This is a genomic window from Micromonospora sp. NPDC049801, from assembly GCF_040656575.1.
GTDB lineage: Bacteria > Actinomycetota > Actinomycetes > Mycobacteriales > Micromonosporaceae > Micromonospora.
The window spans coordinates 377,693-399,799 of record NZ_JBFAMS010000001.1 but is presented as its reverse complement, the minus strand read 5'-3'; the positions used below and the strand labels follow the sequence as shown (position 1 = coordinate 399,799).

Genomic DNA, 22,107 nt, shown 5'->3' with positions numbered 1-22,107 from the left:
ATCTTGCACTTTCTGTCCCGACGAACGGGGCATTCCTGCCCGTTTCAACAACAGAAACCGCAAGATCGGCGCGGAGGTTGGGGGCGACGTCGCGCGCACATGAAATCGGGGCGCGGCTTGCGCCGCGCCCCGATGCTCCCAGGCCCTTCCCGGCCGGTGGGGCGAGAATGGGGCACGCCGACCTTCGGACCGACCAGGCGGTTGACTGGCTGCCCCCGCCGGGCCGTTGTCTACTGGCCGTGCACCTCACCCTGCCCGTACACCGGTAATCGCGGCCGGTTCGCGCCGCCCCGCCGACCCCCGCCCGCTGGACCTGGCCGCCGCGACGATGACGCTCAAACATGTCGCTCGGCCAGCGGACGAAGGGACGAAGCGAACAACAGCCGCTTCCCGTGGTAGGACTCAAAGACGGTACGTGCTACACCCCGCCTCCTGTCAACCCACCCCGGCCTGTCGTGTGTTGCGCCACGGCGTGTCGGATCGGTGTGTCTCACTGCGGGCACAGATGGTGGCGCAACAGCGCCTGCGCCGCCGTCCGGTGCTCCTCGGCGAGCAGCCCACCGGCGGCCAGCACGTAGTCCACGTCCACCACGGCGCGGGCGGCGCGCGGCACCGCCCACCCGCCCACGTGGTCGGCCAGGACCGCCGCCAGCACCCGCCCCGACGCGTCGGCCGGCGCGTGCCGCAGCACCCCACCGGAGCCCACCAGCAGCCGCACGTCCCGCAGATCCCGCCCGGCCCGCTCGCCGGTGGCGACACCACGGGCGTGCCGGCGCAGCGCCACCGTCGCCGCCAGGGTGGCGATCCGCGCGTCCACCGCCCGCTCGGCATCGTCGGCGGCCAGGAACGCCGGGTCGGCCGCCCGCCGGTCGGCGGCGGCAGTGAGGTCGCCGGCGTCGGTGAGCAGCCGCTCCTCGACGGCGGCGCGCACCACGCCCGGCGCGCTCCACCGCATGCCGAGATCGCCCTCGACGGTGCGGGCACGCCACAGGCTGCCGGCGACCTCCCGGCCCGGCCCGCTGGCCCGCTCGTCGGGGGTGAGCACCGAGTACACGTCGGTGGTGGCCCCACCCACGTCGACGACGGCCAGGTCGCCGCCGATGGTGTCGGCCAGCACCTCCACCCCGGTCAGAACCGCGTCCGGCGTGGCCGCCCGCACCAGCCGCGCGAAACGGGTACCCCGGGACAGTCGTTTACCACCGATGACGTGCCGCAGGAACACCGCCCGGATCGCGGCCCGCGCCGACGCCGGCGTGAGGACCCCGATGCGCGGCAGCACGTTGTCCGCGCCGCTCACCGGCACCCCGGCGTCCCGCAGCAGCGCGGTCAGCTCGGCGCGGACATCAGCGTTGCCGGCCAGGACGACGGGCGTGCGCCAGCGGGCGCGGCCCAGCCGGGTCGCGTTGTGGCGGATCGTGTCGGCGTCGCCGCCGTCGGTGCCACCCACCAGCAGCACCACGTCCGGCCGGGCCGCCCGCAACGCGGCCAGGGCCGCCGCGTCGAGCCGCCCGGCGCCGGTGTGCACCACGTGCGCGCCCGCGGACAACCCGACCCGCCGGCCCGCCTGCGCGGTGACGAGGGCCTCGTAGCCGATAACGGCCAGCCGCAGCCCACCGCCGGCCGACGAGCAGACGTACCACGGCACGTCGCGCAGCCCGAGCCCGGCGGTGGCCGCCGTGACCGCGGCGTCCAGGCCGCGCAGCACGTCACTGCCCACCGTCGTCGGCGCGGCCGCCGCGCCGACCAGGACACCGGCCGCCAGGTCCACCACGGCCGCCTTGGTGTACGTGGAGCCGACGTCCGCGCAGACCGCGAGGGTCATGAGGAAGCGGGTACGACCACGGTGCCGGTCGCGGTCACCGCCACGATCGGCGGGTCGAGGACCTCGGCGGCGGACTCGGAGCGGTCCGGGCGGCCCCGGCACACCACCACGCAGCTCAACTCCAGGGTGCGGCTGCGGGAGCCCACCCGCGACACCTGCGCCGTCACCTCGACCACGTCACCGGCCCGGATCGGCGCGGTGAACCGCACGTCGGAGTACCCGGCGAACAGGCCCTCGTCGCCGTCCGTGCGGATGCACACCTCGGTGGCGACGTCACCGAACAGCCCCAGGGCGTACGCCCCGTCGACGAGGTTGCCGGCGTAGTGGGCGTGCGCGTACGGCACATACCGCCGGTGCGTCACCGTCAACCCGAGCCGCGCGTCGTCGGTCATGCGTTCGCCTTCCGTTGCGTGATCAGGGCGTGCACCAAATAGCTGGCCACCTCGCCCGGCGTGGTGCCCCGACCGAAGATCCGGTCGACGCCCAACTCGTCGGTCATCGTCTCGTCGAAGCGGGGACCGCCGACGATCAGCAGCGGCCGCTTGCCCGCCGGCATGGCCTCCCGGAACGCCGCCGACATCTCCCGCGTGTTGTGCAGGTGCGCGTCGCGTTGCGTGACGACCTGCGACACGAGCACCGCGTCGGCCTTCTCCGCCCTTGCGGCCTCCACCAGCTCCGGGACACTGACCTGCGCGCCCAGGTTGGTGACCTTCAACTCCCGGTAGTACTCCAGGCCCTTCTCCCCCGCGATGCCCTTGACGTTGAGGATCGCGTCGATGCCCACCGTGTGGGCGTCGGTGCCGATGCACGCGCCGACCACGGACAGCTTGCGCCGCAGCCGCTGCTTGACCACCGTGTTGACGTCCTTGGCCGACAGCAGCGCGAAGTCCCGCTCCACCACCTGCACCGCGTTCAGGTCGACGAGGTGGTTCACCCGCCCGTACACGACGAAGAACGTGAACCCGTCCCCCATCGGTTTGGCGTGCACCACCATCGCCGGATCGATGCCCATCTTGTTGGCCAACTGCACCGCCGCGCCCTCGGCCCGCTTGTCGTGCGGCACGGGCAGGGTGAACGACACCTGCACCATCCCGTCGCCGGTGGTGTCCCCGTAGGGCCGAACGATCCCCTTACTCACGACCCGCCTCCAGGATCTCCGTGGCCGGGTTGTAGTAGTCGCCCTCGTGCGCGGCGACCCCGTCGAGGCCCTTGCCCCGGTCCGCGGGCCGCTTCATGATCCCGAAGGTGCCCTCGGCGATCGCGGTGAGCAGCGTCTGCTCCCCGATGCGCTCCAGCAGGTCCAGAGCCTCACCGAGCACCTGGTTGGCGCGGCGACGGATGAACCCGCCCGCCGCCGGCACGAAGTCCTCGTGCAGCCCGCCGGCCGCGCCGAGGACGTACCGCACGTTCTGCAGGGCGATGTCCCGGTCCGACAACCACGGCGTCACCACCGCCTCGGTCATCATCCCCACCAACAGGATGCCCTGACCGGTCAGCGTCCCCGCCAGGTTGAAGAACCCGTCGAGCAGGTTGCCCCGGAACACATCACCGGTCATGTGCTTCGTCGGCGGCATCCACTTCAGCGGCGCGTCCGGGAACAACTCCCGCGCCAGCAGGGCGTGCGCCAACTCCAGGCGGAACGACTCCGGCACCTCCGGGTTGATCTCGAAGGCGTGCCCCAGGCCCAACTGCCAGTCCGCCAGGCCCGCCTCGTGCGCGAAGAACTCGTTGAGCAACTGCGACACCGTCACCGTGTGCGCCTCGTCGACCGCATCGGCGGTGGTCAGGTAGTTGTCCTCACCGGTGTTGATGATGATCCCCGCGCGGGCGTGGACCTGCCGGGAGAACCGCTGGTCGACGAACGTGCGCACCGGGTTGATGTCGCGGAACAGGATCCCGTACATCGAGTCGTTGAGCATCATGTCCAGGCGTTCCAGGCCGGCCAGGGTCGCCATCTCCGGCATGCACAGCCCCGACGCGTAGTTCGTCAGCCGCACGTAGCGGCCCAACTCCTTCGACGACTCGTCCAGGGCCGCCCGCATCAGCCGGAAGTTCTCCTGCGTCGCGTACGTGCCGGCGAACCCCTCCCGGGTGGCGCCCTCGGGCACATAGTCCAGCAACGACTGCCCCGTCGAGCGGATCACCGCGATCACGTCCGCGCCCGCCCGCGCCGCCGCCTGCGCCTGCGGGATGTCCTCGTAGATGTCCCCGGTCGCCACGATCAGATAGATCCACGGCCGCTGCTTCGGGTCACCGTGCCGCTTGACGAGCCGGTCCCGCTCGACCCGCCGCCGGTCGATACGCCGAATCCCCGCGCCCACGGCCCTGCGGGCCGCCGACCGGGCCGCCGTGGCCGCCCGACCCGACGGCACGCCGAACCGCACCGACCCGGCGGCGGCCTTCTGCGCCAGCAACGTCACGTCGGTGCTGCCCTCGCGCACCAGCGCGTCGAACACCGGCGCCGCCACCCCGTGCCCCAGGCCGACGTCCGCGACGACCGCGTCGACCAGCCGGTTCACCCACGGAATGCCGTCCGGGTCGGCGCCCGTCACCCCGGCCAGGCGCAACACCGCCCGCTCCACCGACACCGTCGTGTGGCTGCGCGCCAGGTCGACCACCGGCTGACCGGCCCGCCGCGCCAACTCCCGCGCCCGCGCCACCAACACCGGATCAAGATCAAGCTTCCCGGTCACGCCACACCGCTCATCTGCTCGCTCACGACGACCCTTCCTCATAGATGACCTCGCCGCGCAGCACCAGCCGCCGGCACACCGGCAGCGGCGTCGGATCGTCCGGGCCGCGCAGGTCCGGATCCTCGGCCAGCAGCACCGGCAGGCCCCGCTCGACGCCGGCCGGCGTCGACCACACCGCGAACGTCGCCGGGGCGCCCAGCGCCAGCACACCCTCGGCGTCCAGGTGCACCGCCCGCCACCCGCCGCGCGTGTGCGCCGCGAACGCCGCCCGCACACTCATCCGCTGCGCCGGGTTGTGATGCGCCGCCGCCGCCCGCACCGACCCCCACGGGTCCAACGGCGTCACCGGCGAATCCGACCCGAACGCCAACGCCACACCCACCGAGTGCATGGCACCCATCGGGTTCGACTCCAACGACCGCGCAAGGCCCAGGCGCGCCTCGTACATCCGGCCCGCACCACCCCACAGCCGGTCGAACGCCGGCTGCACGCTCGCCACGATCCCGTACTCCACGAACCGCGCGATCATCCGCCGGCTCATGATCTCGGCGTGCTCCACGCGGTGCCGGGCCGCCCGCAGCCGCTCCACACCCAGCGTCGCCGCCGCCGCCGCGAACCCGTCCAGCACCGTGCCGATCGCCGCGTCACCAATCGCGTGGAACCCGCCCTGCAGACCGTGCGCCGCGCAGTCCACCAGGTGATCACGCACCTGCCCGACCGTCAGGTAGCCGTGCCCGCAGCCGTCACCGTCGCCGTACGGCTGCGACACGTGCGCCGTACGCGACCCCAACGCCCCGTCGGCGAACAGGTCCCCGCCAGCGCCCACCGCGCCCAACTCCCGGGCCCGCGCCGCGCCACCCAACTCACCCCAGTACCCGTACACCTCCGGCACCCCCGCGCCGGAGATGCCCAGCAGGCCCGTGAAGTCCTCCTCGTCGGAGATCTCCGGACCGCCACACTCGTGCACCGCGGCGATCCCCAGCGACGCCGCGTGCGCGAGCGCCACCCGCTGCGCCGCCACCCGCTGCGCCCGCGTCACCGAACCCTGCGCCGCCGCCCGCACCACGTGGTGCGCGTCGCGACGCAGCCAACCCGACGGGTCGTAGCCGGCCGCGTCCACCACCTGCGGGCACGCCGCCAGCAACGCCGACGACACCAACGCCGAATGGATCGACGCCTGCGACAGGTACACCCGCCGGCCACCGGCGGCCCGGTCCAACGCCGCCGCGTCCGGCAGCGTCGCGTCCGACCAACCCGACTCGTCCCAACCGTGCCCCAGCACCACCGCGTCCGCCGGCAGACCCGCCGCGAAACCCGCCACCGCGTCCAGCAACTGCCCCGCCGAGCGCACCCCGGACAACTCCAGCCCCGACAACGCCAACCCGGTGTCCGTGGCGTGCACGTGCGCGTCCACGAACGCCGGCGTCACCAGCGCCCCACCCAGGTCCACCACCTTCTCGGCCGGCGGCGCGTCACCGTCCGTGCCCAACCAGGTGATCCGCCCACCGGACACCAGCAGCGCGGTCGCGCTCGGATCCGCCGGACAGTGCAACACGCCGCCGCGGTACAACGTCGAGGGGTTCGTCATGACCTCAGTCTGCCGCGATCCGCGCCGCGAAAAGCTGGCGCACCCCCGGCTCGGCACGCAGCAACCCCAGCGCCAACTCCGCGTGCCCCGGCACGTACCCGTTGCCCACCAGCATCGTCACGTCCGCCGCCAGCCCCTCCGCGCCCAACGCCGCCGCCGAGAAGCTCGTCGCCATCGAGAAGAAGATCACCGTGCCGCCGTCCGCGGTCGCCAGGACCGCCCCGTGCTCACAACCCGGCACGTCCACGCAGACCACCGTCACGTCAGCCGGCGTACCCAACGCCGTGGTCACCGCCGTGGACAGGCCCACCGGATCCCGCGCGTCGGCCACCGCCACCACCGACGCCAGACCCGCCGCCGTCAGCGCGTCGCGCTCCGCCGCCACCGGAACCACCCCGACGGTACGGGCGGCGCCCGCGCGCCGCGCCGCGGCCAGGGACAGCGACCCGCTCTTGCCCGCCCCACCGATCACGGCCACGCTCACCGGCGTCGGATCACCCGCACGCCGCCGGTCCTCGACCTGACGCGACACCACCCGCGCCGTCAGCGCCGGCGCCCCGCACACGTCCAGCACGGCGAGGGACAACTGCGGATCCTCGTCCTCGGGCAGCACCGCCGCGATCGACCGGGCGAACAGGATCGCCCACCCGTCACACGGCACCTGCTCGCTGCGACCGTCCCAGCGGGCCAACCCGTCGGTGATCACCAGCGGCGTCAGCGTCAACGACACCAGCGAGGCGACCCGCTCGCCGGCCTTGAGTCCCAGCGGGGAACGCCGACCGGCCTCCTCGACGACGCCGATCAACATCCCACCCGAGCCGGTCACCGGGTTCTGCATCTTGCCCCGCGTGGAGATGATCTCCAGCACCTCGGCGCGTACCGCGTCACCGTTCCCGCCGTGCTTCTCCGACAACTGGCGGAAGCTCGCCGCGTCCAGGTTCAGACGCTGCACCCGGATCCGCACCTCGTTCGGCGCGATCTCCCTCGACGCGTCCAGGCGCCACGCCGCCTGCGGCAGCACCCCCGCCGGTTGCACGACGCGGTGCAGTCCCACCGGTGACGTCACGCCAACCTCCCCTGCGCAGCCGCTCGAAGCCCCGGCCAGGGCTCGCGTAACGGGAAAACTTACGGCAGACTAATTTCTTTGCCGAATATTTTCCAGTAGCCTTCGAGCTTCAATGATCCACCGCACCACCGAGGAGGGGCCGTGACCCAGACCATCCCCCAACCCCGTCACGCCCCGGTCGCCACACCGACCGCCGGGCAGCCGTACGAATACCACCGCCGCCCCCTGGTCGAACCCGACTGGACCCGCTTCCCCGGCTGGCGACACGTCACCCGCGACCAGTGGGAAAGCGCCCAGTGGCAGCGGGTCAACTGCGTCAAGAACATCAAGCAGCTGCGCGCCGTCCTCGGCGACACCATCGACGAGACCTTCTACGCCGACCTCGAGGCAGACCAGAAGGCACTGGCCACCATGTCCATGCTGGTGCCCCCGCAGATGATCAACACGATGGTGCCGTTCGAGACGATGAGCACCGAAGCGCTGCTCGCCGACCCGATCCGCCGCTACATGATCCCGGTCGCCTCCGACCGACGCACCGACTGGCCCTCACACCCCTACGCCAGCCGTGACAGCCTCCACGAGCACGACATGTGGGTCGCCGAAGGCCTCACCCACCGCTACCCCACCAAGGTCCTCGCCGAACTGCTCTCCACCTGCCCGCAGTACTGCGGGCACTGCACCCGCATGGACCTCGTCGGCAACTCCACCCCCACCGTCGACAAACTCAAGCTCACCCTCAAGCCCGTCGACCGCTACGACGCCCACATCACCTACCTCAAGAACCACCCCGGCGTACGCGACGTCGTCGTCTCCGGCGGCGACGTCGCCAACGTCCCCTGGCGCAACCTCGAGTCGTACCTCATGCGGCTGCTCGACATCGAAACCGTCCGCGACATCCGGCTCGCCACCAAGGCCCTCATGGGCCTCCCCCAACACTGGCTCCAGCCCGACGTCGTCGAAGGCCTCGAACGCGTCGCCCGCACCGCCGCCCGACGCGGCGTCAACCTCGCCATCCACACCCACGTCAACCACGCCCAGTCGCTGACCCCACTGGTCGCCAAGGCCGCCCAGACCGCGCTCGACGTCGGCGTACGCGACGTCCGCAACCAGGGCGTCCTCATGCGCGGCGTCAACGCCACGAACGCCGACCTGCTCGACCTCTGCTTCGCCCTGCAGGGCGAAGCGGGCATCCTGCCGTACTACTTCTACATGTGCGACATGATCCCCAACGCCGAGCACTGGCGGGTCCCGGTCTGGCACGCCCAGCAACTCCAGCACGACATCATGGGCTACCTGCCCGGCTACGCCACCCCGCGGATCGTCTGCGACGTCCCCTTCGTCGGCAAGCGCTGGGTCCACATGCTCACCGACTACGACCGTGAGCGCGGCATCTCCTACTGGACCAAGAACTACCGCACCTCCATCGAGTCCGCCGACCTGGAGGCGCTCAACAAGCGCTACGCCTACTACGACCCGATCGACACCCTGCCCGCCGACGGCCAGCAGTGGTGGAGCGACCACCGCGACGACTGACGTACCCGAGGTGCTGGCCGCCCACTCAACCGGCGGCCAGCACCTCGGACAACGGCGCCGGCGTCAACCCACGCTCGCGTAACCCGGCCAGGATGTGCGGCAACGCCTCATCGGTCATCGTCGCGTTCGCCTCGGTCACATGCATGATCACCACCGAGCCGGGACGGACGTGGTCCAGCACGGCCCGCACCAGCGGCTTCCACGCCTTCGCGAACGGATCACCGCTGATCACGTCCCCGTCCACCACCGTCACACCCAACGGCGCGAGGGCGTCCAACGCCGCCGCGTCGTGGCACAACCCCGGAAAGCGGAAGTACCGGGTCTGCCGCCCCCCGTACGGCGCGAGCACCTCGAACGTCTTCGCCACGTCGGCGGCCAGCTCGTCGACCGGCAGCCGGGGCAGGTCGTAACAGTCCGCCGTGAACGCCGCGTGCCCGTAGGTGTGGTTCGCCAACTCGAAGCGCGGATTGCCGGCGATCCGCCGGGTCACCTCCGGGTACCGCCGCACCCACTTGCCGGTCAGGAAGAACGTCGCCGGCACCTGCTCGCGCTCCAGCAGGTCGAGGATCCGCAGGTTCGCGTACGACCGCACCTTGCCGCTGCGCAGATTGGCCAGCATCCCGTCGGTCATGTCCGCGTCGAACGTCAGCGCGACCCGGGTGCCGGCCCGTGGCCCGTGGTCGACCACCGGCGCCCTGGTCCCCACCCTCGACGCCCCGGGGACGCTCGCAACCCCCGGCGTCGGAGTAGCTGTCGATGCGGCGCTGCTGGCCGAGGGCGCGGCGGAGGATCCGACGAACGTCGGCCGCTCCGGCGGCGGCACCCGAGAAGCCGCGCACCCGCCCACGCCAAGCGAACCCACCACAACCAGCACCCCACACCAGAACGAGCGGAGCCGTGGTCCCATCACGCGCCGCATCATCGCAGAAGCGGGTACGTCTCACCGCCCCGCCCACCTCACGCCGATCTTGCGCTTTCGGTCGCCGGAATAAGCGATATGACCCCTTACGACACCACAGAAAGTGCAAGATCGCCGCACGCGGGAGCCCCGGGCCTCCTAGCGGGCCGTCGATCATGGACTTGTGGTGGGGACGAAACACTCGCGAGACCATGAATCAGGCACCACAAGTCCATGATCGACGGCGTGGAGGGGGTGGCGGGGTGGCGGCGTGGAGGGGGTGGGTGGCGAGGGGTTATGGGGTTGTGGTGCGGGGGGTGTACATGATGATGGCTACGCCTAGCAGGCAGAGCGCCGCGCCCAGCAGGTCCCAGCGGTCCGGGCGGAATCCGTCGACCACCATCGCCCAGCCCAGCGAGCCGGCCACGAACACGCCGCCGTACGCGGCCAGGATGCGGCCGAAGTTCGGATCCGGCTGGAACGTGGCCACGAAGCCGTAGCAGCCGAGGGCGACCACACCGGCGGCGATCCACCACAGACCGCGCTGCTCACGCCAACCCTGCCAGACCAGCCAGGCGCCGCCGATCTCAGCCAGGGCGGCCAACGCGAACAACACCAGCGAACGAAGCACGGTCACGCCGCCGACCCTAACGGCTCGCACGCGTGGGGTCCCGGAGCGGCATCTGCTCGGGGACCCCACGACCGCTCAGGTCACTTGTTGAAGGCGTCCTTCACGTTGCGACCCGCGTCCTTCACGTTCTGACCGGCCTGCTTGGCGCGCGCGTCACTCTGCTCACTGGCGCCCTCGCCACGCATCCGCTCGTTGTTGGTCATGTCGCCGACCCGCTCCTTCGCGGCCCCGGCCATCTGCTCGACCTTGTTCTTTGCCTTCTCGGTGAAGCTCATCGCGCCTCCTCGGTCTGGCGGTTGTCGCCGCTCGCTTGCCCGGTCTTTCGGTGCTGAAACCGGTGGTGCCGGTCGGCACACCCGCTAGGGCGTCCTAGGAAGATAGGTTGAGGGAGGGCGGCCCGGACCACGCCGCCACGGTGGTTAACTGGCCGCATGGGAGAGCTCCTGCTGATCCGGCACGGCGAGACCACCTGGAGCGCCAGCCTCCGGCACACCTCGTACACCGACCTGGAGCTGACCCCCGACGGCGAGCGACAGGCCCGCACCCTCGCGGCGTTCCTCGCCGGCCGGCGCTTCGCCACCGTCCTGTCCAGTCCCCGCTCCCGGGCGCTGCGCACCGCGCAGCTCGCCGGGCTCACCGTCGACGCCGTCGACGAGGACCTCAGCGAGTGGAACTACGGCGAGTACGAGGGCCGCACCACCGTCGACATCCACGACGACGACCCGCACTGGAACATCTGGACCGACGGCTGCCCCGGCGGCGAGTCACCCGCCCAGGTGGGCGAGCGTCTCGACCGCGTGCTGACCCGCGTCACCCCGTTGCTCGACCGCGGCACCGTGGCCCTGGTCGGCCACGCGCACAGCCTGCGGGTGCTCGGCGCCCGCTGGATCGGGCTACCGCCGTCCGCCGGCGGACGACTGCGGCTGGACACCGCGACGGTGAGCGCGCTCGGTCACGAGCACGGCCGGCAGGTCATCCTGCGGTGGAACCAGCCGGCTCCTCCGGCGCCCGGGACCGCGACCGACCAGGCGCCCCGGCACTGATCTTCGGCGGACGGTTCTCGTACGGCGTGGACAGCACCACCGTCGTCCGGGTCGTCACGTTCGCCGAGGTGCGGATCTCCTGCAACACCCGCTCCAGATCCGTCGGGCTGGCCACCCGCACCAACAGCAGGTAGAAGTCCTCCCCCGCCACCGAGTAGCACGAGTCGATCTCGGGTAGGTGGGCGAGCCGCTCCGGCGCGTCGTCCGGCTGCGACGGATCGAACGGCCGGATCGCCACGAACGCGGTCAACGGCAGGTCCAGCGCCTCGAAGGAGACCCGGGCCGCGTACCCCTTGACGACGCCGCGTTGCTCCAGCCGCCGTACCCGCTGGTGCACGGCGGACACCGACAGTCCCACCCGCTCGGCCAGGTCGGTGTACGACAGGCGGCCGTCAGCGGTCAGGGCGGCGACGATGGCGCGGTCGATCTCCTCCACGGCGAGCAACCTACCGGGAAATCGGCGCGACGGCGACGAGGAACCCCGCCGCGCCGCCCCGCGCCTGGTCAGCTCTTCGCGAGCGCCCGCGAGATCACCAACCGCTGGATCTGGTTGGTGCCCTCCACGATCTGCAACACCTTCGCCTCGCGCAGGTACCGCTCCACCGGGTGATCGGCCACGTAGCCGGCCCCGCCGAGCACCTGCACGGCGTCGGTGGTCACCCGCATGGCCATGTCGGTGGCGAACAGCTTCGCCTTCGCCGCCTCGATCGAGTACGGCCGCCCGGCGTCGCGCAGCCGGGCCGCCGCCAGGGTCAACGCGCGGGCGGCGGAGATCTGGGTGGCCGCGTCGGCGAGCAGGAAACCCAGACCCTGGAAGTCGATGATGGACCGGCCGAACTGCTGCCGCTCCCGGGCGTAGCCGACGGCGTAGTCCAGCGCCCCCTGAGCGAGCCCCACCGCGCAGGCCGCGATGCCGAGCCGGCCGGAGTCCAGCGCGGACATCGCGATGGTGAACCCGGCCCCCTCACCACCGACCAGCCGGTCGGCCGGCACCCGTGCCCCGTCGAAGACGATCTGCGCCACCGGCGAGGAGCGCAGCCCCATGGTCCGCTCCGCGGTCTGCGGCGCGATGCCGGCGGTGCCCGCGTCGGCCACCAGGCAGGAGATGCCCTTCGGGCCGGGACCGCCGGTGCGGCAGAACACGTTGTAGAAGTCGGCGCTGTGGGCGTGCGTGATCCACGCCTTGGTGCCGGAGACGACGTACGCGTCGCCGTCGCGGACCCCCCGGGTGCTCAGTGCCGCCGCGTCCGAGCCACCCTGCGGCTCGGAGAGGCAGTACGCGCCGAGCAGCTCGCCGCCGAGCATGTCCGGCAGCAGCTTGCGCTGCTCGTCGGTGCCGAACGCGGCCACCGGGTAGCAGCTCAGGGTGTGCACGCTGACCGCCTCGGCGACCGCGAGCCAGCGGCTGGCCAGGATCTCCAGCACCTGCAGGTACACCTCGTACGGCTGCGCCGCGCCGCCGTGCTCCTCGGCGTACGGCAGACCGAGCAGGCCGGCGCGGCCGATCGTGCGCAGCACCTCGCGGGGAAACTCGGCGCGTTCCTCGAAGCCGGCGGCCTTGGGCGCCAGCTCACGGTCGGCCAGCTCGGTAGCGAGGTCCAGCAGGTCGTGGGCCTCGTCGGTGGGGAGGATCCGGTCGACAGTCATAGCGCGATGAGCTCCGTGGGGGTGGTGTTGAGCCGTTGCACGCCGTCCGTCGTGCAGACGACGATGTCCTCGATGCGGGCGCCGTGCCGGCCCGCCAGGTAGATGCCGGGTTCGATGGAGAACGCCATACCGGCCTCCAGGGGCCGGTCGTTCCCGGCCACCAGGTAGGGATCCTCGTGACCGTCCAGGCCGATGCCGTGCCCGGTGCGGTGCAGGAACGCGTCGCCGTATCCGGCGGCCGTGATGGGCGTCCGGGCCGCCGCGTCGGCCGCCGCCGCGGTGCGGCCGGGCCGGACCGCCGCCACCGCCGCGCGCTGGGCCGCGTGCAGCACCGCGTAGTACGCCACGAACTCGGCCGGCGCGGTCCCGCCCGCCAGGTAGGTGCGGGTGCAGTCCGAGCGGTAGCCCGACGGCATGGTGCCGCCGATGTCGACCACCACCGGCTCGCCGACGCCGATCGGCCGGTCCGAGGTGCCGTGGTGCGGGCTCGCGGAGTTGGGGCCGGCGGCCACGATGACGAAGTCGACGCTGACGTGCCCGGCGGCACGGATCGCGGCGGCGATGTCGGCGGCCACCTCGACCTCGGTGCGCCCGGGTCGCAGCCACTCGCCCATGCGCAGGTGCACCTCGTCGATCGCCGCGCCGGCCTCGGCGAGGGCCGCGATCTCCGCCGGGGACTTGCGGATCCGCAGCTCGCGCAGCACGTCGCCGGCGAGCCGCTGCGCGGCGCCGGGCAGCGCCGCGCGCAGGGCGAGGACCTGCTCGGCCCACATCCGGTCGGCGAGCCCGACCGCCGCCGCCGGGCCGTCGAGGGCGGCCACGACCAGGGGGTACGGATCCGCGCCGTCGGCGTGGTCGACGATGCGCAGACCGGTGGTGGTCGAAGCCTCGGCGGCGGGACGTTCCAGCCGGGGCACCACGAGCGTGGGCTCACCCTCGGCGGGCAGCACCAGGCAGGTCAGCCGCTCCCCCGCGTGGGCGTCGTAGCCGGTCAGGTAGCGCAGGTCGGAGCCGGGCGTGAGCAGCAGCGCGTCCAGGCCGGCAGCGGCGGTGGCGCGCTGCGCGGCGACCAGCCGGTCCGGCGGGTACAGCTCGTCGGTTCCCACCCGGTCAGCTTAACGGTCGTTTGGGCATCGTCAGAAGCCGCGTGGGCTCCGCGCCGGAAATTCATCGGTGTTGATTGACTCGGACAGTTAACACTCTTTAAGATTTGGCCACCTCGAGGCCCACCCGTTCCTGCATCCCCCACGTCCCGCCCGCGACAACCCTGCGCGGGCGGGTGTCGTCCCCCGCCCACGGGAAGGCCCCCATGTCCTCACCACTGCGCCGCGTCCTCAGCGCCGGCCTGCTCGCCCTGGCCACCGCCGCCACCACCGTCGCCCTCGTCCCCACCGCCGCGCAGGCCGTGGTGCTGCCGAACGGTTTCAAGAGCGTCGGCTACATGCCCTCGTGGGCCGGCAACGTCAACACGATCCAGTACAACAAGCTCACCCACATCAACTACGCCTTCGTGCTGCCCAACAACGACGGCAGCCTGCGCGCCGTGGAGAACCCGAGCAAACTCTCCTCGCTCGTCTCCCAGGCGCACGCCAACAACGTCAAGGTCTCCATCGCCGTCGGCGGCTGGAACGACGGCAACGACTCGGCCTTCGAAGCCCTCGCGGCCAACTCCGGCAGCCGGTCGGCGTTCGTCAACAACCTGGTCAACTTCGTCAACCAGTACAACCTCGACGGCGTCGACATGGACTGGGAGTACCCCGACCCGGGCGCCTCGGCCAACAACTACACCCAGCTCATGACCCAGCTCGGCAGCGCCCTGCACAGCCGCGGCAAGCTGCTCACCGCGGCCGTCGTCTCCGAGGGCTACTACCTCGACGGCGTGCCGACCGCCGTGTTCAGCCAGGTCGACTGGCTCAACATCATGGCGTACGACGGCGGCAGCCCGCACTCCAACTACGACTGGTCGATCAACAGCATCAACCTGTGGAAGTCCCGTGGCCTGCCGGCCAGTAAGGCCGTCCTCGGCATCCCCTTCTACAGCCGCCCCGGCTACTACACGTACTCGGCGCTCGTCGCCCTGGACCCGGCCAACGCCAACCGGGACTGCACCACGGCCGGCGGCGCGCAGCAGTGCTACAACGGCATCCCGACCGTCAAGCGCAAGACGCAGTGGGCCCTCGCCAACGCCGGCGGCGTGATGAACTGGGAGCTGTCGCAGGACACCACCGGCTCCACCTCGCTGGTGAGCGCCATGTACGACACCATCATGGGCGGCACCACCCCGCCGCCGTCGGGTCGTACCGGCCGGATCACCGGGATCGGCGGCAAGTGCGTCGACGTGGCGGCCGCGAGCACCGCCAACGGCGCCGCCGTCCAGATCTACACCTGCAACGGCACCGCCGCGCAGACCTGGACCGTCGCCACCGACGGCACGCTGCGCGCCCTCGGCAAGTGCGCCGACATCACCAGCGGCTCCACCGCCAACGGCGCGAAGGTGCAGCTGTACGACTGCAACGGCAGCGGCGCGCAGGTGTGGCAGGCGCAGTCCAACGGCACGCTGCGCAACCCGCAGTCCAACAAGTGCCTGGACGTCACCGACAACACCTCGGCCGACGGCGCCCGCCTGCAGATCTGGGAGTGCTTCGCCGGCGCCAACCAGCGCTGGACGCTCCCGGCCTGACCCGACCCGTACGCCTCGATCCCCGGTCGACGCCTCGCGTCAGCCGGGGATCGTCGCGTGGTCGCGGGCCAGCGCCAGCATCTCGTCGACCGACCCGGCCGGATCGGTGACCGGGAACTGCACCGCCCGCACCACCGACGCCGGGTCGACCAGCATGGTCAGTCGCTTGAACCGGGTCACCCCGCCGGCCCGGAAGGTGGGCAGCAGCAGGCCCGCGGCGAGTCGGCCGTCCTCGTCGGACAGCAGCGGAAAGGGCAACCCGGCGTGGGCGGTGAAGTCGGCGAGCTGGTCCGGTCGTTGGGTGCTGATGCCGTACACCCGCACCCCCAGGTCCCGGAACCGCGGATACCGGTCGGCGTAGGTGGTCGATTCCAGGGTGCAGCCCCGCGCGCCCGGGATGTCGGCCCACCCGGGCGGATAGGCGTTCACGCCCGGCGCGTACGCGCCCGGGAAGAGGTAGAGGACGCTCCAGGCGTCCGGCGTCGCGACCGGGACCGGCCGTCCGTCCGGCCCAGGCAGGACGACCTCGGGCAGTCGCCGCCCGACGAGATGGTGCACCCGTCGGGCCTCGGCGGAGGCGTCGTCGGCGGTCGCGGTCAGTTCCCCGTCACCCATCAGGTGCCTCGTTCCCCAGTCCTGTAGGGCGATCAGCACCGGTAGCAGGCCCTCGCCCCGCGCGGTGAGCAGGTAGTCGTGCCGGGGCGGGTGCGCGGAGTACGGGCGACGTTCCAGCACGCCGTGCTCCACCAGCGCGGCCAGGCGTTCGGTCAACGCCCGCCGGCTGACGCCCAGCTCGCGCTGGAGCGCGTCGAAGCGGGTCGTGCCGCCGGCGACGTCGCGCACGATAAGGAACGTCCACCAGTCCCCCAGCACACCGAGCGCCTGCGCGATGCCGCAGTCCGCGTCGGCGAGATCCTCCCGTCGCACCCGCTTCCTCCCTCTGTCCCGACCCGACTATAGTCCGTTCCAGAATGGAACGCACTGACACCAGGAATGCCGCGGCGCGACGAACGGGGGCCGACGACATGCACGTCGACGCACGGGCCGGGGTGTTCTGGCGCTGGTGGACCGCCGGCACGACCAGCATGGTCGGGTCGGCGGTCGGCGCGGTGGCCCTGCCGCTGACCGCGCTGGTCGTCCTGAACGCCTCCGCCTGGCAGATGGGTCTGATCGCCGCGGCCAGCTACGTCGCCTGGATCGTGATCGGCCTGCCGGCCGGTGTCATCGTGCAACGCCTGCCGCTGCGCGGCGCCCAGGTCGGTGCGGACGTGGCCCGAGCGCTCGCCGTCGCGTCGATCCCACTGGCCTGGTGGTGGGGGCAGCTCACGGTGACCCACCTGGTGATCACCGCGCTGGTCGTCAGCTTCGCCAACGTGCTGTTCGACGTGGCCAACTCGACCTTCCTGCCCAGCATCGTCGAGCGCGAGCAGTTGCAGTCGCGCAACAGCCTCACCTCGGCCACCCACGCCGCGACCCTGCTCAGCGGCCCCTCGCTCGGCGGACTCGCCGTGCAGGCGCTCGGCGCGGTGCCCACCCTGCTCGTCGACTCGGCCAGCTACCTCGTCTCCGCGGCTCTCCTGCGTACGCTGCCCGCGCGCCGGGTCGACGCGCCCGAGCACTGGCCGCCGGTCGGCGCGCTGATCCGCGAGGGCTGGCGCTACGCCGCGTACCACCCCGTCATCGGTCCGTGCATGTGGGCCGCGACGGCCATGAACTTCGTCTGCGGCGCGCAGTTCGCGCTGCACCCGCTCTACCTGGTCCGCGACCTGCACGCGCCACCCGGCCTGGTCGGCGTCCTGCTCGCCGTCGAGGGTGTCGGCGCGCTGGTCGGCGCCGCCCTCACCACCCGGATCACCAGGTGGCTCGGCAGCGCCCGCGCGCTGGTCGCCGCCGGACTCACGACGGTCGTCGGCGCGGTCCTGATTCCCGGAGGCACCGGTTGGCCCGCGTACGTGGCCTTCGCCGCCGGCAGCATCGTCTTCTCCCTCGGCACGGTCGTGCTCAGCGTGACCACCCGCACGTACCGGCAGATCGCCAGCCCGCCCGAGCTGCTCTCGCGGGTGATGGCGACCGTACGGTTCGTCTCCTGGGGCGCGATCCCGGTCGGTGGGCTCGTCGCCGGCGCGCTGGCCGGCCCGCTCGGCACGCGCGCCACCCTGCTCGTCGTCGCGGCTACCCTCATCGGTGCGCCCCTGGTGCTGCTGCTCTCACCGGTCCGGCACCTGCACGACCTCACCGACCATGACCGCGACGAGAGCCGGCGTCCGGCCGTCACCGCTGGTCGGTGAGCGCATCCGACCACAGACCGCCGGCCACCCGGCGAGCCCTGGCCGCGTCGCCGAGCACGTCGACGCTGTGCACGTACTGGTCGACCGCACCCCACAGCGGTCGGTCGCGCATGGTCGGATCGGTCATTGCGGCGCGTAGCGCGACGGCGACACGCTCGGCACGCAGCACCAGGAACGGCCGGCGGTGGAACGGGACGGCCCGGGCGCGTACCGGCGCTGCCAGAGACGTTTCGTCGGTCCACCGGGCCATGGTCTCCAGCGCCTCGACCAGACCAGCCTGGCGTCGGGTCCAGTCGCCCGGGCCCACCGCCTCGGCCAGCGCCGCGACCACCGGGGCCGCGCCGGGCAGTCCGGCGAAGACCGTGCCGAGCCACTTGTCGTACGGCGGCCAGCGCCGACGCAGCAGCAGACCGAGCCGGAGCAGGTCTCTGGCGAGGCCCCCGGTGACGATCCGGCTGCCCAACTCGTCGCCGACCTCGGCGCACCGGCCGGGCAGGTGCTCAGCCTGCGCGACCCGGGTCCACACCGCGGCCAGGACGTACCGCCACACGTCCGGCGGATACCACCGCACCGCGTCCCGCCGGGCCGTCAGCGCCCCGTCGAACCCGTCGTGGAAGACCGCGCCGCCGGTCACCTCGGCGAGCCGCTGGGTCGGGCACGCCAGCCAGTCCGCCGTGCCGACCCCGGCCATCGGGTCGAACCCGAGCCGCTGGCGCCACCACACTGCCACGTCGTCGATCGTGACCCCGTGCCGCGTCCCGGCCGCGTCGGCGACGCCCAGTCGACCGTCGTCACCGGCGAAACGAGTGTGCCAGCCCAGGAAGGCCGCGGGCAGCTCAGCGTCCAGCACGGCGCGCAGTCGCGGGATCGCGGCGACGTCCGCCGGCCCGACGAACACCTGCACCCGAGGACCCCAGTCGTGGTCGGTGGACCGGGCCGTGTCCAGGCCGAGCACCTCCGAGCCACCGTCGAGCAATCCCGCCGCGTACCGCAGGCCAGGGAGGCGACCGCGCAGGATCGGCGCGACCACCTCGTCGTGGTACCGCCGGGCCAGCACCAGGCCGGGAAGGAACGCCACACCGGCAGTCTGCGCCGTCGGCGGCCCGGCCCGCACGCTGGTTTCCCGGGTGGGACCGGGGCGGGGGCCATAGCCTGGGATCGGGAGGCCGACATGGGTGGCCCCGACCGGGAGGGCCGACGTGACATCGAACGACGCGAACCGGGCGGCGACCCGCCGTCGTCGGCAACTGTGGGCCGGAGTCCTCGCGCTCGTCTGCCTGGTCCTGCTCGTGATCGGCCTGACGGTGGCCGACGGCGTCGCCGCCTGGGTCGAGGTGGTGGTCGCGATCCTGTTGCTGGTGACCAGCTACGTGGTGCAGCACCTCGCCCGCCGCGACACCGTCTATCGGCGCTGACGCCGCTGGGCGGCCGGGCGTACCGCTGATCGTCGGAGGGCTGTGCCAGGCTGTCGGGCGTGGCACACCGACCCCCGATCCTGCTGATCGACGCAGCCAGCCTCTACTTCCGGGCCTACTTCGGCATTCCGGAGTCCGCCGCGCGCACCGAGGACGGCACGCCCGTCAACGCGGTACGTGGCTTCCTCGACATGCTTGCCACGCTCATCCGTGGTCGCCGCGCGGACCGGATGGTGTGCGCCCTCGACTACGACTGGCGACCGGCGTGGCGGGTCGAGCTGCTGCCGTCGTACAAGGCGCACCGGGTGGCCCCGCAGGGCGGCGAGGTCGTCCCCGACACGCTCTCCCCCCAGGTGCCGATGATCCTCGAGGTCCTCGACGCGGTCGGCATCACCGCCGTCGGCGCGAAGGGCTACGAGGCCGACGACGTGCTCGGCACGCTGTCGGTGACCCAGCCGGGCCCGGTCGAGGTGGTCTCCGGCGACCGGGACCTGTTCCAGCTCGTCGACGACTCCCGGGACGTGCGCCTGCTCTACGTCGGGCGCGGCGTGGCCAAGCTCGACGACTGCGACGACGCGGCGGTACGCGCCCGCTACGGCGTGCCGGCCGATCGGTACGCCGACTTCGCCGCCCTGCGCGGCGACCCCAGCGACGGGCTGCCCGGGGTGCCGGGCGTCGGCGAGAAGACCGCCGCACGGCTGATCGAGCGGTACGGCAGCATCGACGGCGTCCTGGCCGCGCTGGACGACTCCGACTCGTCGTTCGCGCCGGGTCTGCGTACCAAGCTGGCGGGCGCCCGCGACTACCTGGCCGTCGCGCCGACGGTGGTCCGGGTGGCCCTGGACGTGGCCCTGCCGGAGCTGCCCACCGCGCTGCCGACGGCCCCCGCCGACCCGGAGCGGCTGCTCGACCTGGCCGGCCGGTGGAACCTGGCCGGCTCCGCCCGCCGACTCGTGGACGCCCTGGCCGCCCGCGTCGACGCCGGCTGAGGAGACCCGGCCCGGCGCGGCGTCGAACCCGCGTGGCGGTCGCGCCCCGATGTCTGTCGGACCTTTCCGGCACAATGCCCGGCCATGGACGTACGACAGGAGTTCCGGGGCGCGGCCCGGGAAAAGGGCGTGCCGCTGGCCGAGATCGAGCGCTGGGTGCGGCTGGCCCGACCACAGACGGAGCTGGTTCCGAAGGGCGACGGCCTGCCGGTGGTCGGTCGGTTCGGCGGTCTCGCAGCGTTGCCGCAGGGCCAGGAGTGGCCGCCCGGGCAGTGTCTCGTGTTGACGCTCGACCTCGCCGCGATCCCCTCGCACGGGCACGACCTCGACCTGCCGGCCGACGGGTCGCTGCTGTTCTTCGTCGAGCCGCGCTTCACGCCCACCCGGTGCCGGGTCGTGCATGTGCCGGCCGACACTGCGCTGACCGAGCGCCCCAGCCCCGGAGTGCCGGTCTTCGATCCGGTTCCGCTGCACGCTCGTGCCGGCTGGAGCCTTCCGGAGAACGAGCGCGAAGCGCCGTTCGACCTTCGTCTGGACGACGAGGTCGAGGAGGCGATCGGCGAGGTGATGTGGTACCTCGACGGCAACGACCACGAGTTCTCCCTCGGCGGCTACGGCGCCGCCAGCACCGGCGGCGCGGACAATCCCATCCTCGACGGCGCCGAGCACACCGTGCTGGCCACCGTCTGGCTGGACGAGGGGCAGGTGGGTGACGCGTTCGGCGAGACGTTGATCGTCGTCAACTTCATGATCAGGCATACGGACCTGGCCGAGCGCGCCTTCGACCGGATCTGGCTGATGACGGACTTCAACGGCTGACCCGGTCAGGGGCGCCGACGGCGTGTGTGGCGGCGCGACGGTGTCGGGGCACCGCCCTAGTGCTGTGACCACGAACGTTCACGGTGTTGGGTGACGCGCCGCCTAGCTAGGCTGAACGCATGACTCATGCGGCGGAACCGATCGAACCGTCCGGGGTGTGGGCCACAGCCGTGGGCGTGGCCCGGGTGCGGGCAATGGAGACGGCACGCGAGCAGCCGCTGTTCCGCGACCCGCTGGCGCTGGCATTCGCCACGGCCGGCGGGAGAGGCCCCGGGACGCCGCCGCCCCCGCGCACGGACGAGGCGGCGCGGCGCCGCTGGCTCGGTGTGGCCTTCTCGATCGTCATCCGGACGAAGTTTCTGGACGACCTGCTGGATCGGGCGGTCGCGTCCGGCGTCCGGCAGGTCGTGCTGCTCGGGGCCGGGATGGACAGCAGGGCCTTCCGGATGGACTGGCCCGCGGGTACGCGGTTGTTCGAGGTCGACACGGCCGAACCGCTGGGCTTCAAGGCCGCGGTGCTGCGTCAGGAGCGTGCCGTTCCGCGCTGCGAGCGGATCACCGTCCCGGTCGACCTCCGCGAGGATTGGTCCGCCGCCCTGGCCGCGGCCGGGCATGATCCGGCGCAGCCGACGGTGTGGATCGCCGAGGGGCTGCTGATCTATCTACCCGGGGACGCAGTGGAGTCGCTGCTCGAACGGGTCGGCGCGCTGTCCGCCGCAGGCAGCAGGATGGGCCTCACACTGGGCTCGCGCGGTGTGGTCGAACGCTTCCGGGGGGATGCCGTTTCGGGATCGGCAGCGTCGATGTGGGTCTGGGAGATGCCGGAGGACCCGGTCGGCTGGCTGGACGGCCTCGGCTGGGAGGCGGAGGCCTTCACCCTGCGTGAGCGCGCCGAGGCCTACGGACGTCCTGCGCTCACCCCGCCGCAGCAGGACGAGGGCGCGGGCGGGCTCGTCTCGGCGGTTCGCGCCGCGCCCTGATCACTGCGCCGCCGC

Annotated in this window: 22 protein-coding genes; 8 read left to right on the top strand and 14 right to left on the bottom strand. The window is 72.3% G+C overall.

Annotation, left to right across the window (positions count from 1 at the left end; translation table 11 throughout):
- Positions 1-490 precede the first annotated feature (490 nt).
- The 6 genes from AB0I89_RS01840 to AB0I89_RS01815 are packed head-to-tail and all read right to left on the bottom strand — an operon-like array spanning position 491 to position 7,157.
- Complete coding sequence (locus AB0I89_RS01840) at positions 491-1,822, bottom strand: glutamate mutase L (RefSeq protein ID WP_357118538.1); 1,332 nt, start codon at positions 1,820-1,822, stop codon at positions 491-493.
- A complete protein-coding gene (locus AB0I89_RS01835; RefSeq protein WP_357118535.1) occupies positions 1,819-2,214 on the bottom strand; it encodes a hotdog domain-containing protein in 396 nt (131 codons plus the stop codon). The genes AB0I89_RS01840 and AB0I89_RS01835 overlap by 4 nt, the downstream gene beginning before the upstream one ends.
- Complete coding sequence (locus AB0I89_RS01830; protein WP_357118532.1) at positions 2,211-2,960, bottom strand: OAM dimerization domain-containing protein; 750 nt, start codon at positions 2,958-2,960, stop codon at positions 2,211-2,213. Before AB0I89_RS01830 ends, AB0I89_RS01835 begins: the two co-directional genes overlap by 4 nt.
- A complete protein-coding gene (locus tag AB0I89_RS01825; RefSeq protein ID WP_357118528.1) occupies positions 2,953-4,515 on the bottom strand; it encodes a lysine 5,6-aminomutase subunit alpha in 1,563 nt (520 codons plus the stop codon). Before AB0I89_RS01825 ends, AB0I89_RS01830 begins: the two co-directional genes overlap by 8 nt.
- Before the next feature lie 22 nt (positions 4,516-4,537).
- Positions 4,538-6,103 carry an amidohydrolase gene (locus AB0I89_RS01820; protein WP_357118525.1) on the bottom strand — a complete coding sequence of 522 codons (1,566 nt, stop codon included), beginning with the start codon at positions 6,101-6,103 and terminating at the stop codon, positions 4,538-4,540.
- Between the two features lie 4 nt (positions 6,104-6,107).
- Complete coding sequence (locus AB0I89_RS01815) at positions 6,108-7,157, bottom strand: zinc-binding alcohol dehydrogenase (RefSeq protein ID WP_357119429.1); 1,050 nt, start codon at positions 7,155-7,157, stop codon at positions 6,108-6,110.
- Between the two features lie 153 nt (positions 7,158-7,310).
- On the opposite strand from AB0I89_RS01815, the gene AB0I89_RS01810 reads away from it, so the two are divergent.
- Positions 7,311-8,702 (top strand): lysine 2,3-aminomutase, encoded by a 1,392-nt coding sequence (locus AB0I89_RS01810; protein WP_357118522.1) that lies wholly within the window; start codon positions 7,311-7,313, stop codon positions 8,700-8,702.
- Positions 8,703-8,727: 25 nt separating this feature from the next.
- Here AB0I89_RS01810 and AB0I89_RS01805 read toward each other — a convergent pair whose 3' ends face one another.
- From AB0I89_RS01805 to AB0I89_RS01795, 3 genes are all read right to left on the bottom strand, one after another.
- Positions 8,728-9,408: a polysaccharide deacetylase family protein gene (locus AB0I89_RS01805; protein WP_357118519.1), complete on the bottom strand. Its 681-nt coding sequence runs from the start codon at positions 9,406-9,408 to the stop codon at positions 8,728-8,730.
- 487 nt (positions 9,409-9,895) lie between these two features.
- Positions 9,896-10,237 (bottom strand): YnfA family protein, encoded by a 342-nt coding sequence (locus AB0I89_RS01800; protein ID WP_357118516.1) that lies wholly within the window; start codon positions 10,235-10,237, stop codon positions 9,896-9,898.
- Positions 10,238-10,311: 74 nt separating this feature from the next.
- Positions 10,312-10,506, bottom strand: a complete 195-nt coding sequence (locus tag AB0I89_RS01795) for a CsbD family protein (RefSeq protein ID WP_357118513.1) — start codon at positions 10,504-10,506, stop codon at positions 10,312-10,314.
- 156 nt (positions 10,507-10,662) lie between these two features.
- Between AB0I89_RS01795 and AB0I89_RS01790 the strand changes: the two genes are divergently transcribed.
- Positions 10,663-11,274: a histidine phosphatase family protein gene (locus AB0I89_RS01790; protein ID WP_357118510.1), complete on the top strand. Its 612-nt coding sequence runs from the start codon at positions 10,663-10,665 to the stop codon at positions 11,272-11,274.
- Here the strand turns inward: AB0I89_RS01790 and AB0I89_RS01785 are convergent.
- The 3 genes from AB0I89_RS01785 to AB0I89_RS01775 form a co-directional block, all read right to left on the bottom strand.
- Positions 11,204-11,710 carry an Lrp/AsnC family transcriptional regulator gene (locus AB0I89_RS01785; protein WP_355051132.1) on the bottom strand — a complete coding sequence of 169 codons (507 nt, stop codon included), beginning with the start codon at positions 11,708-11,710 and terminating at the stop codon, positions 11,204-11,206. The genes AB0I89_RS01790 and AB0I89_RS01785 overlap by 71 nt on opposite strands.
- Before the next feature lie 68 nt (positions 11,711-11,778).
- Positions 11,779-12,921 carry an acyl-CoA dehydrogenase family protein gene (locus AB0I89_RS01780; RefSeq protein WP_357118507.1) on the bottom strand — a complete coding sequence of 381 codons (1,143 nt, stop codon included), beginning with the start codon at positions 12,919-12,921 and terminating at the stop codon, positions 11,779-11,781.
- Positions 12,918-14,027, bottom strand: a complete 1,110-nt coding sequence (locus AB0I89_RS01775) for a Xaa-Pro peptidase family protein (RefSeq protein WP_357118504.1) — start codon at positions 14,025-14,027, stop codon at positions 12,918-12,920. The genes AB0I89_RS01780 and AB0I89_RS01775 overlap by 4 nt, the downstream gene beginning before the upstream one ends.
- A gap of 203 nt (positions 14,028-14,230) precedes the next feature.
- Between AB0I89_RS01775 and AB0I89_RS01770 the strand changes: the two genes are divergently transcribed.
- Positions 14,231-15,601 (top strand): glycosyl hydrolase family 18 protein, encoded by a 1,371-nt coding sequence (locus AB0I89_RS01770; protein ID WP_357118500.1) that lies wholly within the window; start codon positions 14,231-14,233, stop codon positions 15,599-15,601.
- 39 nt (positions 15,602-15,640) lie between these two features.
- Here the strand turns inward: AB0I89_RS01770 and AB0I89_RS01765 are convergent, their stop codons facing one another.
- Entirely contained in the window at positions 15,641-16,528 is an 888-nt protein-coding gene (locus tag AB0I89_RS01765) for a winged helix-turn-helix transcriptional regulator (RefSeq protein WP_357118497.1), read from the bottom strand.
- Between the two features lie 98 nt (positions 16,529-16,626).
- Here AB0I89_RS01765 and AB0I89_RS01760 point away from each other — a divergent pair, with 98 nt between their 5' ends.
- The gene (locus tag AB0I89_RS01760) at positions 16,627-17,889 is read left to right on the top strand and encodes an MFS transporter (RefSeq protein ID WP_357119426.1); all 1,263 of its coding nucleotides are present in this window, start codon (positions 16,627-16,629) and stop codon (positions 17,887-17,889) included.
- Here the strand turns inward: AB0I89_RS01760 and AB0I89_RS01755 are convergent.
- A complete protein-coding gene (locus tag AB0I89_RS01755; RefSeq protein ID WP_357118494.1) occupies positions 17,873-18,967 on the bottom strand; it encodes a DUF4037 domain-containing protein in 1,095 nt (364 codons plus the stop codon). The two genes, AB0I89_RS01760 and AB0I89_RS01755, sit on opposite strands and share 17 nt — an antisense overlap.
- 121 nt (positions 18,968-19,088) lie before the next feature.
- On the opposite strand from AB0I89_RS01755, the gene AB0I89_RS01750 reads away from it, so the two are divergent.
- The 4 genes from AB0I89_RS01750 to AB0I89_RS01735 all read left to right on the top strand — a co-directional run bounded on the left by AB0I89_RS01750 (position 19,089) and on the right by AB0I89_RS01735 (position 22,092).
- Positions 19,089-19,304, top strand: a complete 216-nt coding sequence (locus AB0I89_RS01750; protein ID WP_357118491.1) for a hypothetical protein — start codon at positions 19,089-19,091, stop codon at positions 19,302-19,304.
- A 59-nt stretch (positions 19,305-19,363) separates the two neighbouring features.
- Complete coding sequence (locus AB0I89_RS01745; RefSeq protein WP_357118488.1) at positions 19,364-20,293, top strand: 5'-3' exonuclease; 930 nt, start codon at positions 19,364-19,366, stop codon at positions 20,291-20,293.
- A gap of 84 nt (positions 20,294-20,377) precedes the next feature.
- Entirely contained in the window at positions 20,378-21,112 is a 735-nt protein-coding gene (locus AB0I89_RS01740) for a DUF1963 domain-containing protein (protein ID WP_357118484.1), read from the top strand.
- 119 nt (positions 21,113-21,231) lie between these two features.
- Positions 21,232-22,092, top strand: a complete 861-nt coding sequence (locus tag AB0I89_RS01735; protein WP_357118481.1) for a class I SAM-dependent methyltransferase — start codon at positions 21,232-21,234, stop codon at positions 22,090-22,092.
- Positions 22,093-22,107: the final 15 nt, after the last annotated feature.

Excerpts from the sequence above, each read along its gene's own strand:
- AB0I89_RS01840 (WP_357118538.1), bottom strand. The coding sequence starts at position 1,822 with ATGACCCTCGCGGTCTGCGCGGACGTCGGCTCCACGTACACCAAGGCG.
- AB0I89_RS01835 (WP_357118535.1), bottom strand. The coding sequence starts at position 2,214 with ATGACCGACGACGCGCGGCTCGGGTTGACGGTGACGCACCGGCGGTAT.
- AB0I89_RS01820 (WP_357118525.1), bottom strand. The coding sequence starts at position 6,103 with ATGACGAACCCCTCGACGTTGTACCGCGGCGGCGTGTTGCACTGTCCG.
- AB0I89_RS01795 (WP_357118513.1), bottom strand. The coding sequence starts at position 10,506 with ATGAGCTTCACCGAGAAGGCAAAGAACAAGGTCGAGCAGATGGCCGGG.
- AB0I89_RS01790 (WP_357118510.1), top strand. The coding sequence starts at position 10,663 with ATGGGAGAGCTCCTGCTGATCCGGCACGGCGAGACCACCTGGAGCGCC.
- AB0I89_RS01780 (WP_357118507.1), bottom strand. The coding sequence starts at position 12,921 with ATGACTGTCGACCGGATCCTCCCCACCGACGAGGCCCACGACCTGCTG.
- AB0I89_RS01770 (WP_357118500.1), top strand. The coding sequence starts at position 14,231 with ATGTCCTCACCACTGCGCCGCGTCCTCAGCGCCGGCCTGCTCGCCCTG.
- AB0I89_RS01760 (WP_357119426.1), top strand. The coding sequence starts at position 16,627 with ATGCACGTCGACGCACGGGCCGGGGTGTTCTGGCGCTGGTGGACCGCC.
- AB0I89_RS01740 (WP_357118484.1), top strand. The coding sequence starts at position 20,378 with ATGGACGTACGACAGGAGTTCCGGGGCGCGGCCCGGGAAAAGGGCGTG.
- AB0I89_RS01735 (WP_357118481.1), top strand. The coding sequence starts at position 21,232 with ATGACTCATGCGGCGGAACCGATCGAACCGTCCGGGGTGTGGGCCACA.